The organism is Streptomyces sp. YS-3 (genome assembly GCF_045257485.1).
GTDB lineage: Bacteria > Actinomycetota > Actinomycetes > Streptomycetales > Streptomycetaceae > Streptomyces.
Window position 1 is genome coordinate 1 of sequence record NZ_JBJHPC010001177.1, and the last position, 639, is coordinate 639.

A 639-nucleotide genomic window follows, 5' to 3' on the forward strand; every position below is an offset into this window, starting at 1 on the left:
CCCCCGACCCGGTCCTCTGGGCGCGCGGCGTGGAGCTGGGGCACCGGATCACCGCGCTGACCGTACGCGGGGCGCGCGGCGGCGAGAAGCCCCGGCTGCCCGGCGGTCGGCGGCCGTATGTGCGGGCCGCGATCCCGCCCCGCCCCGACGCGCTGCGCTACGACCCGGAGGACGAGAGCCTGTATCTCGGCGAGGGACGCGTCTCCCCGGTGCCCCGGGGCGCCTGGGAGTTCGAGGTGGGCGGGGTGCGCGTGCTGGAGGCGTGGTTCGAGGAGCGGACGCGCGGCGGCGAGCCGGGGACCCTGGAGGCCGTACGGCCCGCGTCCTGGCCGCAGGAGTGGACGTCCGACCTCCTTGAGCTCGTCACCGTCCTGGCCCTGCTCGACGAAGTGCGCCCGGCCTTGCGGGAGCTGGCCGAGGTCCCCCGCCTCGCCCGCGACCGGCTGGTGGAGGCGCGCGTCCTGCCCGTACCGCCGTCGGCCCGCCGCCCCGCCTCCGTACTCGACCGTCCCGAAGAGGGCCCGGACGGGCAGCTGGCCCTCCTCTGAGGAGCGCCGCCGCCGAGCCGCCCGTGACAAAAGTGCCCCGTACACGATAAGCACGGCTCCCATGAGCACTCCGCAGCCCCAGCCCCTCCCT

1 protein-coding gene is annotated in these 639 nt (G+C 76.7%); it reads left to right on the top strand.

What is annotated here, in order from left to right; genetic code table 11:
* A partial coding sequence (locus ACJA3G_RS38195; protein WP_406557575.1) for a type ISP restriction/modification enzyme occupies positions 1-548 on the top strand: 548 nt, incomplete at its 5' end.
* Positions 549-639: the final 91 nt, after the last annotated feature.